This window comes from Rahnella sp. CJA17(1/100), assembly GCF_963881615.1.
Taxonomy (GTDB): Bacteria; Pseudomonadota; Gammaproteobacteria; order Enterobacterales; family Enterobacteriaceae; genus Rahnella; species Rahnella aceris.
The window spans coordinates 97412-111032 of the sequence record NZ_CAWOJA010000033.1; the positions used below are offsets into that span (position 1 = coordinate 97412).

A 13621-nucleotide genomic window follows, 5' to 3' on the forward strand; every position below is an offset into this window, starting at 1 on the left:
TCATACATAAATCCAGTGTTTTGTAGGATTTGCATCGTTTTTTCCTATAAAAACTGCCGTACTTTTATGTTACGCAAACGTTAACTGAAGGGGCGGAAAATGAATCATTCATCTGAGCAATATCTTGCAGCGCTGGGCGCAACACAACCGTTAACTCCGGCGCAGGCTGACGAGCTGGAGACGCGCGGATACCTTGTTATTCATAATGTTATCGACAAAGACTGGCTGGAAGAGATGCGCGCAGCGTTTGACATGCTGGTGGACAAAGAGGGCGATAATCTCGCCGTCGAACACCATCAGGAAGCCACCGCGACCCGTATCGCCAACATGATCAACAAAGGTACCGTGTGGGAAAAAGTGTGGTCGCATCCGCTGATCCTGTCCGTCTGTCATCATATTTTTGGTGGCGCGTTTAAGGTTTCGAGCCTCAACGGACGCGAAGCGCTGCACCGGGGCGGCCATCAGCCGCTGCATGCTGACTGGAAAAAGCCGCGTCCGGATTTTCCGAAAGTCCATCTGGTCAATGCCATCGTGGCGATTGACGATTTGAGTGCCGCCAACGGCGCACCGCGCATTATTCCCGGCACTCATCACCGCCCGGAATTGCCGGAGGATGTGCTGGCGGATGTTGAATTACCGCATCCTGATGAAGTGGTGTTCGAAGCACCGGCGGGCAGCGTGATGATTTACAACGCTCACGCCTGGCACGGCGGCACCAATAACCGTATCGGCACCCGTCGCCGCGTGCTGCACAGTTTGTATATCGACCGCGCGGATGCGCAGCAGCAGGATCAGCGTAAATGGCTGAAGCCGGAAACGGCAAGCCGCCTGACGCCTGCGCAGAAATGGTTGCTCGACGTGCTCTGAATTTCTGTTTTCCCCAGGCCTGGCCTGCCGGTCAGGCTTTTTTTATAGCATTTTTACTGGCCTTTATAACGGACATCAGAGGGCGGTCACAGTGTGGCTGGCCGCATCACCGCGTATGTGTTACGTGTATGTTATGATGAAGAGAAAACCTCTGAGAGACTGCCATGCTGCAAGACGTGATAGAAACACTGTTCCGATCGGTGTCCGGCAGTGATGTGTTTGCTGTCAGGTTTCCTGATAATTCCCAGCCGCCGCCTGAACTGGCCTCCGTGGTCAGTTTTCCCCGTATTGAATTTGTCGTTGAAGGCGAAGTCCGCGATCGCAGCATTGCCGCAGGCAAAGGGCTGCTCAGGCAGGGTGATGCGCTGTATATTCCGGGGGGAAAATGGAATCTGATGGTGTGGGACAAGCCCGCGATTGTGCTGAGTGTTCTGTTCAGCAAAGAAAAACTGGGGTTCAGTTTACAGTTTTGGGATGGCGTGACATTTACCGGCACGGATAAACAAAGTGTTTCCCGCCTTGGCCCGCGTGTAGGCTCGTTTCTGTTGCAGGCGATGAATGAAATTGTCTCCAGTCCTGACGACCAGCAAACCGCGCGCTGCGTTGTAGCGGGACTGTTAAGTCATTGTCAGGAACAACTCGCTAACAGGGCGCAGATCCTTACCCGCAGCGGGGCGCTGTTTGAAGTAATCAAAAAGTATATTGAAGAGAATGCCTCACTGCCGCTGACGCGCGAAAACGTGGCAAAGCGTTTCCATATCACGCCGAATTATCTGTCTCATTTGTTTCGTAAATCCGGAGATATCGGCTTCAGCGAGTATCTGAATCACGTCCGCCTGGAAAAGGCTAAACTGTTGCTTAAAGGTTATGAACTGAAAATCAAAGAAGTGGCGACCAGCAGCGGCTTCGTTGACAGCAACTATTTCTGCCGGGTTTTCCGCAAAAGCACCGCCCGTTCGCCTTCTGAATATCGCAGTCAGTGGCTGAGTCAGTTGTCAGAGCGAAAGTCGTAAACAGCCTGTAGCCAGAAAGTAAAACATTCCGCACCGCAATGGGGCGGAGTGTTTGTTTCTGGTGCAAAAAAACCGCATCTTCCGTTCACTTTTTACCCCCCGGCACATCCCATCCGCCGTAATCCGTGGCTTTTCACCCGCACAGAGAAGTTGGCATCCTGCTTGCTAGGTTGTACATACAAGTTAGTACATGTCAGGTCTGCAAAATAATCACACGCAGGCGCCTTATGAAAAACACTCCGTAATGTGGCTGGAAACGTAATGATTTCATTTGAGAGCATAAGCAAATTTTACGCAGATGGGACGGTGGCTGTAGACAGGCTGTCGTTCAGTGCGCCGACGGGACAAATTACTATGCTGGTCGGGCCTTCGGGCTGCGGCAAAACCACTTCACTGCGCATGATCAACCGGTTAACCGAGCCGTCTTCAGGCAACATTTTGCTGAACGGACAGCCGACCGCCGGGATGGATCTGGTTAAACTGCGCCGCAAAATAGGTTATGTGATCCAGAACGCCGGGCTGTTTCCGCACAAAACCGTGCAGGACAATATTGCGGTCACCGCGCTGCTCAACGGTGCGACACGCACGGCAGCGCGTAAAAAAGCCCTCGAATTACTTGAAATGGTCGGGCTTTCGCTGACGATGGCGGAGCGCTATCCGTGGCAGTTGTCCGGTGGTCAGCAACAAAGGGTCGGCGTGGCGCGTGCGCTGGCATCGGACCCGGAATTTATGCTGATGGACGAACCTTTCAGCGCCGTCGATCCGGTGGTGCGCGAACAGTTACAGGATGAGTTTTTAAGATTACAACGTGAAATCGGCAAGACCATTATTATGGTCACGCACGATATTGATGAGGCGATGAAATTAGGCGACCAGGTTGCGGTTTTCCGCCCCGGTGGTCGTCTGGCGCAAATCGCGTCACCGGTGAAATTACTTAATGAACCGGAGGATGCGTTTGTCGCTGACTTTATTGGCCGTGACCGCGGATACCGTAAACTTTCGTTCGATATGATCCCTGATAATATCAGCCTGACGAAAGAACCTGTTATCGCGCCGGGTATTTCCGTCAGCGAAGCCCGATCCCTTGCCGGAGAAAGTGCCTGGTTACTGGTGGTTGAAAATGAATGTCCGCTCGGCTGGTATGATGTGACACAAAATAAAACCACCGTGGATCCGGAAGATATTAATCTCGGCAGCACCTTTGCGCCGAAAAATGGCACGCTGCGTCAGTTAATGGATTCGGTATTAAGTTCTCCCTGTCAGCGCGGTATCGTGGTTGATGAACAGCAGCGCTTTATGGGTACAGCAAATATCGAACAGGTGTTTTCACTTTCTCATTCCCGTGCTGTGAGGTAATGTCATGCGTTTTGACTGGTTATTTCAGCAGCGGGAAAATATATTAACGCTGCTCGGCTGGCATGTTTACCTGTCTGTTATTCCGGTATTAATCGGTCTGGCACTGGCTATTCCGGTCGGGGGTGTTTTGCACCGCTGCGGAAAATTTAAAGACGGCATTCTCAATGTATTAGGATTGCTCTATACCATTCCTTCCCTGGCATTATTTGTTTTATTACCCGGTCTGCTGGGCACGAAAATTCTGGATACCGTGAATGTCGTGGTGGCCCTGACACTTTATGCGTTTGCGCTGCTGATCCGTACCGTGTGCGACGGGCTGGATTCTGTTCCACATGAAACCCATCAGGCCGCTGTCGCCATGGGCTACCGGCCATTACAGCGTTTCCTGAGCGTGGAATTACCGCTGGCTGTGCCGGTAATCGCCGCAGGTATGCGGGTGGTGGTGGTATCGAACGTCAGTATTGTGTCGATATCAGCACTGGTCGGCATGCCGCAGTTGGGGGCGTTATTTACCCAGGGTTTCCAGCTACATTTTCTGACGCCGATTATTGCCGGTATTTTCCTGTGCATTGTGCTGGCGCTGCTGCTGGATAATCTGGTGCTGCGCACCGGCAATAAAATGACCACCTGGCAACCGAAAAGGAATGCGAAATGATTAACTGGTTGCTGGACTCCGGTCACTGGCTCAACGATGACGGCTTGCTGGTGCTGATATTTCAGCATCTGATTTACAGCTTTGAAGCGTTGTTTATTGCGGTGATTATTGCTTTCCCGATTGGATGTTATGTCGGTCATACCGGCAAAGGCGCGATGTTATTAATCGGCAGCGCCAATGCCATGCGCGCATTGCCTTCATTCGGGTTGATCATTTTACTGGTAATTCTGTTCGGGCCGGTATTTGAATCAGACCTGGCTTTTATTGTGCCTTGTCTGATTGTGCTGATCATTCTGGCATTACCGCCCATCATGATGGGGGTATATTCCGGCATCAGGGCGATTAATCCGGCGATTATTGACGCCGCAACCGGCATGGGATATTCACCGCTGAAATTACTGCTGACGGTGGAAATACCCTGTGCAATGGCGCTGATATTATCCGGCATCCGCAGCTCTGCGCTGCAAATTGTGTCTACGGCTACGATTGCTGCGTATGTTTCGCTTGGGGGGTTAGGACGGCTGATTATTGATGGCCGTGCGCAGAACGATTATCCGCAAATGGTTGCGGGTGCTTTTATGGTGGGAATATTAGCGTTACTGGTTGATGTATTTTTCTCTTTTTTAATTCGTTTCATTGTTTCACCAGGATTACGGCAGCGTGAACGCCGCCGTAAAAAAACAATTCCTTTATCGAATAACTGAATTATCTACTCACTCATTCCGGAGCCTGACAAAAATGAAATTGAAAAATCTGCTCGCCGTTGCCCTGTTTTCTGCTGCCGTCGTGCACGCCCCTGCCGCTTTCTCGGCTGAGACGGGTGGCACCATTATTATCGGTTCGGCGGACTTCCCGGAAAGCCAGCTGATTGCCACTATTTATCAGCAGGCGCTGGCGGCGAAAAACGTCAAGGTGGAAACCAAACTTAATATCGGCAGCCGTGAGGTGTATATGCCTGCACTGCTTGACGGCTCAATCAACCTGATCCCGGAATACAGCGGTGCCACGCTGAGTTATCTCGACGAAAAAACCCAGGCGCATTCTGCTGAAGATGTGGCGGCGGCGCTGGCGAAAGCGCTGCCTGAGAAAATCAAAATGCTGGATATTTCTGCGGCGCAGGACAGCGATGTGCTGGCAGTGACTGAAAAAACTGCCAAAAAATACAATTTGAAAGATATCAGTGACCTGGCGCCGGTGGCGAAAACGCTGGTACTGGGCGGCCCGGCAGAATGGAAAACCCGTCGTGAAGGTGTGAAAGGGCTGAACGAAGTCTACGGCCTGACCTTTAAGAACTTCAAAGTGCTCGACGTCGCGGGTCCGCTGACGCTGTCAGCGCTGACCAACAATCAGATTCAGGTCGCGGACATGACCTCAACCGATCCGGCGATGAAAACCAAGAATCTGGTGGCACTGGAAGATTCCAAACACTTATTCCCGGCGCAAAACATCGTGCCGCTGATTGCAAAAGACAAAGCCAGCGAAGTGGTTGAAACCACGCTGAACAATGTGTCCAGGCAACTGACCACCAGCGATTTGATCGTGATGAACGGCAAACTGGCGAATTTCGAAAGCGTGGATGCTGTGGCAAAAGAGTGGCTGACCGGGCACGGGCTGAATAAATGATGACGCGCACTGTCATCTTAGGCACGGCGGAAACCTCCGTCCGTGACATCGCCGATATCGCTTACGGGGCGCCGGTGCTGCCGGACCCGTCAGCATCAGACGCCATGCTGATCGTGCACGAGAAAATCAGGCAGGCAATTGCTGACAATAAAGTGATTTACGGCCTGACCACCGGCGTGGGCGACCTGGTCACTCAGCGCCTGTCGCCGGAGCAAATTTCCGACGTGCAACTCAATATGCTGAAAAGCCATGCCTGCGGTACAGGGCCGGTTCTGGCGCAGCATGAAGTGCGGGCGATGATGGCGGTGATGATGAAATCCCTGTTGCAGGGATTCAGCGGCGTCAGCCCGGCGCTGGTGCAGACGATGGCCGATATGCTCAACAAGGGGGTGACGCCGTGGTCACCCGCCAAAGGATCGGTCGGCTATCTGATTGCCACCGCACATATCGGGCTGTCGGTGTTCGGCTATGGAAAATCGTTCTATCAGGGCGAACTGTTACCGGCACGGGAAGCCCTGGAACGGGCGGGGATTGCCGTGCGCATTCCCGGCCCGCGCGAAGGCCATGCACTGGTCAGCGGTACGTATGAAATCACTGCCCTGGGTTGTCTGGCGGCGGAAACTTTCCGCGAATTGCTGCCGGTGGCGGATGCCGCGGGTGGCATGAGCCTGGAAGTGCTGAAGGGGAACATCCGCGGGTATGACGCCCGCCTTCATGCGCTGCGCCCGCACGACGGTCAGCAGGAAACCGCGCGGATTTTGCGCAGTTTACTGCGTGACAGTGAGATCCTCGATAAATACCGTGATTTTCGCGTGCAGGACGCGCTGAGCCTGCGCTGTATTCCGCAAATGCACGGCGCGGCGCGGGATGTGCTGAGTTATTGCCTGAAAACGCTGACCACGGAAGTGAATTCTGTCACGGATAATCCGGTGTTTATGGTCGAAGACGGCGAGCTGAATGTACTGCCGGGCGGCAACGGGCACGGTGCGCCGGTGGCGCTGTGTCTGGATGCGCTGGCGATTGCCATTGCACAACTCAGCACCGGCTCGCAGGCCCGTTCTGACCGTCTGACGAACAGCCATCTCAGCGGATTGCCGGCTTTTCTGGTGGCCAATGGCGGGGCGCATTCAGGGATGATGATCCCGCCGTATGCAGCGGCCGCGCTGGCAGGGGAAAACCGTGCGCTGGCAGCACCGGCCAGTGTGCATACCGTGTCCACCTGTGCCGGACAGGAAGATCATATTTCCATGGGCGTGACGGCGGCACGCAATGCTATTGATGCCGTTGAAAATGCCATTGATATCGTGGCGATAGAAATCCTGTGTGCCACGCAGGCGGTGGAATTCCACCGGCCACTGCGCGCCTCGGCGGGCACGGAAACCGTGCTGTCTCTGGTGCGTGAGCAGGTGGCCTTCCGGCAGAGTGACGAGGAAATGTATCCGGATATGCTGGCCATCCGCCAGCTCATCAAACAGGGCGATATCTTGCGCGCGCTGACACCTTTGATTTTCGCAGACACCGTTGAGGGAGAAACCGCATGAGTGTATCAGCGACATCCCGGCCGCTGGAAGGGATCAAAGTGCTCGACCTTTCCCGCGTGCTGGCCGGGCCTTACTGCGCTTCGTTGCTCAATGATTTGGGTGCGGAAGTGATCAAAATTGAAATGCCGGGTAAAGGTGACGATTCCCGTGATTTCACCCCGCATGTTAATGGCGAAAGCACCTATTTCATGCTGCTTAATCACGGCAAAAAAAGCCTGACGCTGAACCTGAAATCACCGCAAGGCCGGGCCGTGCTGGAGCAACTGATCGAAAGCGCGGATGTGCTGGTGGAAAATTTCCGGCCCGGTGTGACGACCCGACTGGGCATTGATTATGACGCCGTAAAGAAGCTCAATCCGAAGCTGGTGTATGCGAGTATTTCCGGTTTTGGTCAGCAGGGACCGCTGGCGCATAAAGCCGCTTACGATCATGTGATCCAGGCGATGGGCGGCATTATGCAGGTCACCGGCTGGGCAAACGGCGAACCGACGCGGGTGGGGGATGCGATTGGTGATGTGGTGTCGGGTCTGTACTGTTCGTGGGGCATTCTGGCGGCATTGCTGCAACGGGGCATTACCGGCCTCGGGCAACATGTGGATGTCGCGATGCTTGATGCGATGGTGTCGATGCAAATGGTCTCGCTGACACAACTGCTGGGCGGTATGCCGCTGGCCGGGCGACTGGGCAATGCACATCCGATCAGCGCCCCCATGGACAGCTACCGTGCGGCAGACGGTTATCTGGTGATTGCCGTCGCCAATGACAGCCTGTTCCTCCGTCTGGCACAGGCCATTGGCAAACCGGAAATCGTACAGGATGTGCGCTTTGCGACGGATCCGCAGCGCCTGAAACATCAGTACGAATTACGGGTGCTGATTGAAGAGTGGTTGCACGACAAAACGGTGGTCGTGGCGCTCGCCCTGCTCGATGCCGGTGGTATTCCCGCCGCACCGGTCTGGGGGCTGGATGAACTGCTGCAAAGCCCGCATGCCGCCGAACGCGGATTACTGCATCAGGTGATGCATCCGGTCGCCGGTGAAATCAGTATCTTACCGCAGCCGGTGAAGCTGAGCGGCATGAACCAGCTACCCGATTTAATGCCGCCACAGCTTGGCGAGCACACCCGCGCCATTCTCAGTGCACAACTGGGGCTGTCTTCGCAGGAGATGGACACACTTGCGCAACAGGGCGTCATTTAACCGGAGGCAGATAATATGGAACCAACGCAGGTTGCAGTCATTGGCGCGGGCACGATGGGCGCGCGGATCGCTGCGGTATTTGCCGCCAGCGGCTTTAAGGTGGCGCTTTATTCACGCACTGAAAACTCGCTGCACAAAGCGGCCAAAGTGATCGACAGTATCGACGCCGGGCTGGCGGCGTCGGTCATGTTTACGACATCCATGGCGGAATGTCTGAAAGACGCGAAGATTGTTTCGGAGAATATCGCTGAGGTGCTGGCGCTTAAGCAGCAGATTTTCCAGGAGATCGAAAAACATGTCAGCGACGACTGTCTGCTGACCACCAACACCTCCAGCGTCCCGGTCGGGCAGATTGCCAGCGTACTGGCGCTGCCGTCGCGCTTTATCGGCCTGCACTGGTTTAATCCGGCGGATGTGATGCCGATGGTGGAAATTGTCTGCGGACCGCAAACCCATGAAAATACGCGTCAGCAGGCCGATGCGCTTTGTCAGCAACTGGGTAAACAGACGGTGACCATTCATAAAGAAGCGCCGGGTTTTATCGTCAACCGGTTGCAATATGCCATGCTGCGTGAGGCGTTGCATCTGGTCACAGCCGGAATTGCCAGCATCGAAGACGTGGACTTCGCTGTACAAAGTACGCTCGCCCCGCGCTGGTCGGCGATGGGGCCGATGAAGCTGATGGATTTTGCCGGACTGGACACGGTGAAAAATGTCGCCGCGATATTACTGCCAGCCTTATCGCGCGACGAGGAGCTGCCGCCGTGGTTGCTGGCGCAAATTGAGCAGGGCAATCTGGGCACCAAAACCGGCGCCGGGTTTTATCCGTGGACGGCGCAGGCTATTGAAGAAGGTCTCGCGCACCGAAACGCCACAATCCTTGCCATCAGCGGGATGCAAAAACCATGAGCGAACTTATCCGCTGTGAACGTCATCAGGGCGTGGCGCATATCATTCTTAACCGGCCGGAAAAACTTAACGCGCTGAGTGCAGAAATGCTGACGCAATTGCTGGAGAAAATGCGCGAACTGGACGGTGATAAACAGATCCGCGCCATCGTGATTTCCGGCTCCGCGCGTGCGTTTGCTGCGGGTGCCGATACCGGCACGCTGGCCACCGCCTCAGCGATAGCCCTTTACACCAGTGGTTTCAGTGAAAAGTGGGATCAGATTGCCGCCATTGAAACGCCGGTTGTCGCGGCGTTATCCGGTTATGCACTGGGCGGCGGGCTGGAACTGGCGTTGCTGTGCGATATCGTGATTGCCGATGACACGGCCATCATCGGGCTGCCGGAAACGCACATCGGGATTATCCCCGGCGCGGGTGGCACGCAGCGGCTGGTTAAATCGGTGGGGAAATCACTGGCAATGGAAATCATCCTCGCCGGGCGAAAAATCACCGCCACAGAAGCGCTGGCCGCCGGACTGATCAGCCGTATCACCACGCCGGAAACGTTAACGGAACAGGCGTTAAAGATTGCGCAGAATATTTCCCGTGCCGCACCGCTCGCCGTTAAGATGGCCAAAAAAGCCGTGCTGGCGAGTTTCGATATGGGCTTAACGGCGGGCATCAGTTATGAACGTTCGTTGTCGGCCCTGATAGCGGCCAGTGACGACCGCAGCGAAGGCATGCGTGCACTGGCGGCGAAAGAACTGGCGGCGTTTACCGGTAAATAACGTCCGGTAAAATACGCGAGCCGCCGTGCGCCGTGCGACATACAAGGCAGGAATAATGTCATTAAACAGAACGCTATCAGAAATCATTGCGGACGCCGGAGACGAGCCTTCTCCGCTGTATAAGCAGGTGAAACAGGGGATCATTAATCAGATCCTGCACGGACACTGGCAACCGCATCAGCGCGTGCCGTCAGAAAGTGAACTGGTCGCCGAGCTGGGGTTCAGCCGGATGACCATAAACCGGGCACTGCGCGAGTTAACCACGGAGGGCTATCTGCTGCGTTTGCAGGGCGTCGGCACCTTTGTCAATGAAATGAAAGCGTTCACGCCGATGCTGGAAGTGAATAACATTTCTGACGAAATTAAGAGCCGCGGGCACTTTCATACCTCCCGCGTGTTGCAACTGGGTAAGCAAAGTGCCGGTGACAGCATGGCGATGAAATTTATGCTGCTGCCCGGCGTGGTGTTGTTTCATTCGGTGATTGTGCATTACGAAAATGACATTCCGGTGCAACTGGAAGACCGGCTGGTGAATCCGGACATCGCCCCCTTGTATTTACACCAGGATTTCACTAAAACCACGCCTTTCGCCTATCTGACCCAACTGGCACCGCTGACGGCGGGCGAACATACCATTGAAGCGGTGATGGCCAGTCACGACGAACAGCGCCTGCTGAATATTCATCAGACCGAGCCGTGCCTGCAAACCCTGCGTCGCACCTGGCACCATGAAAAAGTGGTGACCTGCGCCCGGCTGTTGTATCCGGGCGGGCGCTACAAAATGTTCGGCAGCTTTAAGAAATAAACTGAACAGGATCAGGCAAGGATTCAGGAGGACTGTGGCTTGTGACTTCAGCGGTAAATTCTATAGTTAACGGGTCATTAACGACTCAGGAGTTTACTGATGAAAACTGTTGGATTTGCTGCTTACGATCCTAAAAAACCGCTGGCGCCGTTTACGTTTGAACGCCGCGGCCTGCGTGATAACGATGTCGCAATGGAAATTCTGTATTGCGGCGTTTGCCATTCCGATTTACATACCGCAAGAAATGACTGGGGCTGGAGCTATTATCCGATTGTTCCCGGCCATGAAATCGTCGGACGTGTCACCAGTATCGGTAAAGGCGTCACCCGCTACAAACCAGGCGATCATGTTGCCGTCGGTTGCATGGTAGACAGTTGTCAGGAATGCGATCAGTGTAAAAAAGGTGAAGAACAGTTGTGCCGCGAAGGTAACACCGGGACTTACGCCGGTTATGATCGTTTCACCAAAGAGCCGACGCAGGGCGGATACTCCAAGCATTTAGTGGTGCGCGAGGAGTTTTGTCTGCGTATGCCGGAAGGGTTGGATCTCTCCAAAGCCGCGCCGCTGCTGTGCGCCGGTATCACCACCTGGTCGCCGCTGAAAACCTGGAACGTCGGGCCGGGCAGCCGTGTGGGCGTGATTGGTCTGGGCGGTCTGGGCCATATGGCGGTCAAACTGGCGGTCGGTCTGGGTGCAGATGTTACGGTGGTGAGCCGTTCAAATGCCAAAGAAGCCGATGCGCTGGAATTAGGTGCAAGCCGTCTGCTGGTCAGCGCCGACAGCGACGCGATGGCGCAGGCACACGATCATTTTGATTTGATCATCGATACCGTGCCGGTCAAACATGACGTCACGCCGTACCTGCCGTTGCTGGATGTGGACGGTACGCTGGTGCTGGTCGGGCAGGTCGGGCCGATGGAAGAATTCAACACCGTACCGCTGTTGTTAGGCCGTCGTCGCGTGGCCGGTTCGCCAATCGGCGGCATCCGTGAAACGCAGGAAATGCTCGATTTCTGTGCTGAGAAAAACATTCTGCCGGATTGTGAAATGATCCGCATGGATGAAATTAACGAAGCGTTTGAGCGTATGGAAAAAGCCGATGTGCGCTATCGTTTTGTGATTGATATGGCTTCCCTGACCGCGCCTGCGGCGGTGTAATCTGTCGCAGCAATGAAGACAAAAGTGGCTCCTGCGGGAGCCATTTTTTCAGGCAGAAACCGGTAAGGTTGCGCGTCTTTTCAGCGGCACGGTGATAAAAATCAGGCAGGCAACCACCAGCCCGATACCTGTCCAGCCCAGCGGCGGCAGGCGTTCGCCCACAATTACCACCGCCAGCACGGCGGCGACCGCCGGTTCCAGCAGGGTGATGGTGGTGGCCATGCTGGCCGGAATGCGTGCCAGGGCATAACCAAAACAGACATAACCGACAAACATCGGGATAAGCGCCATGTACGCGCCGACCGCGGCGTTATTCCATGACGCCAGAAGGGGCGCGCCGGTCACCCACAGCACCGGCATCAGCAGTAAACCGCCCAGCCCGAACGTGGCGCCCATTGCCGCGCGGGAAGGGACGCCGCGCTGCATTAAATGACGCGCCGCCCAGGCATAAAGCGCGTAGGTCAGTCCGGCAATCAGCCCGAGTACCACACCGGCTATCGCGTGGTCGCCCTGACCGGCGGTGGAGTGACTGCCACTTTCACCGACGCAAAGTAACACCATACCCGCCACGCCAATGGCGGCGCCGGTCATCCAGCGGCGGGTGAGACGTTGTCCGTCGAGATAATATTCAATCAGTGCGGATAACAGCGGCGCAGAACCGAGGGAAATCACGGTACCGACCGTGACGCCCGCCAGGTGCATCGAGGCGTAAAACGCCAGCGGATAAACCGCGACCGCCAGTGCGCCGGTAAATAACATGCGTGCGTTGTTCACCAGAGTTACCCGGCTGGTGACTATCCTTCTGGCGGAAATCAGCGCCTGCAACAATCCGCCCAGCCCCATGGCCACTGCGCCGATCGCCAGCGGGCTGACGTCGGGCGCAAATGTCGCCGCCGTGCCGGTCGATCCCCACAGAACGGAAGCAAATACCACGGCGAGTACGCCCGTCATGCGTTCACGAGGCGTTATCGTCATGGCGCCTCCATCATTGAGGTCGCCATGTCCATCGCCTGACGGACACATTGACCGTTGCCTTCCAGACCTGCACGCGAAATCGCGCCTTCCAGTAAAAATGAAAAATGCCGCGCCATCAGATGGGCTTTGGCCTCGTCAGTGGGGAACAGTTCGAGAAGATGCGTGGTCACGATAGCTTCAACATGTTCTTTATGCCCGCGCACGGCCTGCCTGCCGGGCGCTCCGGCGGGCAGTTCGGCGGCGGCATTCAGTAACCCGCAGCCACGAAAGCCGTGCTCATAGGCAAATTCAGCGTGATCGTCATACGCCTGAAACACGGCGAGCACTTTTTCTTTCGGTGTTTTGGCTTTTTCAACACGCCGGGCGTACAGCTCCAGCCATTCGTCATGACGTATTTCAATGTACGTTGCGACCAGTTCGGCCTTGGATTCGAAATTGTTGTAGAGGCTTTTTTTGGCGACACCGGCACGTTTGATGATTGCGTCAATCCCGGTCGCAGCAATGCCGTTGTTATAAAACAGAACCCGGGCGGCACCGAGAAGCCGGTCGCGGGCGCTTTCAGGAGAGGAGTCTGTGGTGGACATCTTTTTTACTCGTGTTGTTCATCTTGCTGGTAGGTATACCAGTCTACCTACTCAATGTAAACACCGGCTGAGAATAAGAAAAAGTGACGACTTAACCGTGCCTTTCGTGTGGGAAACCGCCATAATCCGCTAAAAGTTGTGGAGAGACAGCAGGTTGAGGTCATCTGCG

The 13621-nt window shown here is 55.2% G+C and carries 14 protein-coding genes; 12 read left to right on the forward strand and 2 right to left on the reverse strand.

Annotated elements, in window-relative coordinates:
- The first annotated feature begins 99 nt into the window (after positions 1–99).
- The 12 genes from AACU55_RS15150 to AACU55_RS15205 all read left to right on the forward strand — a co-directional run bounded on the left by AACU55_RS15150 (position 100) and on the right by AACU55_RS15205 (position 11893).
- Complete coding sequence (locus AACU55_RS15150) at positions 100–867, forward strand: phytanoyl-CoA dioxygenase family protein (RefSeq protein WP_134705665.1); 768 nt, start codon at positions 100–102, stop codon at positions 865–867.
- 164 nt (positions 868–1031) lie between these two features.
- Entirely contained in the window at positions 1032–1880 is an 849-nt protein-coding gene (locus AACU55_RS15155) for an AraC family transcriptional regulator (protein ID WP_015689991.1), read from the forward strand.
- A gap of 261 nt (positions 1881–2141) precedes the next feature.
- The gene (locus AACU55_RS15160) at positions 2142–3236 is read left to right on the forward strand and encodes an ABC transporter ATP-binding protein (protein ID WP_037035704.1); all 1095 of its coding nucleotides are present in this window, start codon (positions 2142–2144) and stop codon (positions 3234–3236) included.
- Positions 3237–3240: 4 nt separating this feature from the next.
- On the forward strand, positions 3241–3891 hold the full coding sequence (locus AACU55_RS15165; protein ID WP_131637747.1) for an ABC transporter permease: 651 nt from the start codon (positions 3241–3243) through the stop codon (positions 3889–3891).
- Positions 3888–4595 carry an ABC transporter permease gene (locus AACU55_RS15170; RefSeq protein ID WP_013575674.1) on the forward strand — a complete coding sequence of 236 codons (708 nt, stop codon included), beginning with the start codon at positions 3888–3890 and terminating at the stop codon, positions 4593–4595. The genes AACU55_RS15165 and AACU55_RS15170 overlap by 4 nt, the downstream gene beginning before the upstream one ends.
- Before the next feature lie 34 nt (positions 4596–4629).
- Positions 4630–5514 carry an ABC transporter substrate-binding protein gene (locus AACU55_RS15175; RefSeq protein WP_013575673.1) on the forward strand — a complete coding sequence of 295 codons (885 nt, stop codon included), beginning with the start codon at positions 4630–4632 and terminating at the stop codon, positions 5512–5514.
- Positions 5511–7055: an HAL/PAL/TAL family ammonia-lyase gene (locus AACU55_RS15180; protein WP_131637745.1), complete on the forward strand. Its 1545-nt coding sequence runs from the start codon at positions 5511–5513 to the stop codon at positions 7053–7055. The genes AACU55_RS15175 and AACU55_RS15180 overlap by 4 nt, the downstream gene beginning before the upstream one ends.
- On the forward strand, positions 7052–8254 hold the full coding sequence (locus AACU55_RS15185; RefSeq protein WP_134705666.1) for a CaiB/BaiF CoA transferase family protein: 1203 nt from the start codon (positions 7052–7054) through the stop codon (positions 8252–8254). The genes AACU55_RS15180 and AACU55_RS15185 overlap by 4 nt, the downstream gene beginning before the upstream one ends.
- Positions 8255–8269: 15 nt before the next feature.
- Positions 8270–9163, forward strand: coding sequence for a 3-hydroxyacyl-CoA dehydrogenase family protein (locus tag AACU55_RS15190; protein WP_134705667.1), 894 nt, complete (start codon positions 8270–8272; stop codon positions 9161–9163).
- The gene (locus tag AACU55_RS15195) at positions 9160–9930 is read left to right on the forward strand and encodes an enoyl-CoA hydratase-related protein (protein WP_134705668.1); all 771 of its coding nucleotides are present in this window, start codon (positions 9160–9162) and stop codon (positions 9928–9930) included. The genes AACU55_RS15190 and AACU55_RS15195 overlap by 4 nt, the downstream gene beginning before the upstream one ends.
- Before the next feature lie 55 nt (positions 9931–9985).
- Positions 9986–10735 carry a histidine utilization repressor gene (gene hutC, locus AACU55_RS15200; protein WP_134705669.1) on the forward strand — a complete coding sequence of 250 codons (750 nt, stop codon included), beginning with the start codon at positions 9986–9988 and terminating at the stop codon, positions 10733–10735.
- A gap of 99 nt (positions 10736–10834) precedes the next feature.
- A complete protein-coding gene (locus AACU55_RS15205) occupies positions 10835–11893 on the forward strand; it encodes an NAD(P)-dependent alcohol dehydrogenase (protein WP_013575667.1) in 1059 nt (352 codons plus the stop codon).
- A 48-nt stretch (positions 11894–11941) separates the two neighbouring features.
- Here AACU55_RS15205 and AACU55_RS15210 read toward each other — a convergent pair whose 3' ends face one another.
- Positions 11942–12868 (reverse strand): DMT family transporter, encoded by a 927-nt coding sequence (locus tag AACU55_RS15210; protein WP_119261689.1) that lies wholly within the window; start codon positions 12866–12868, stop codon positions 11942–11944.
- Positions 12865–13452 (reverse strand): TetR/AcrR family transcriptional regulator, encoded by a 588-nt coding sequence (locus tag AACU55_RS15215; protein ID WP_134705670.1) that lies wholly within the window; start codon positions 13450–13452, stop codon positions 12865–12867. The genes AACU55_RS15210 and AACU55_RS15215 overlap by 4 nt, the downstream gene beginning before the upstream one ends.
- Positions 13453–13621 lie beyond the last annotated feature (169 nt).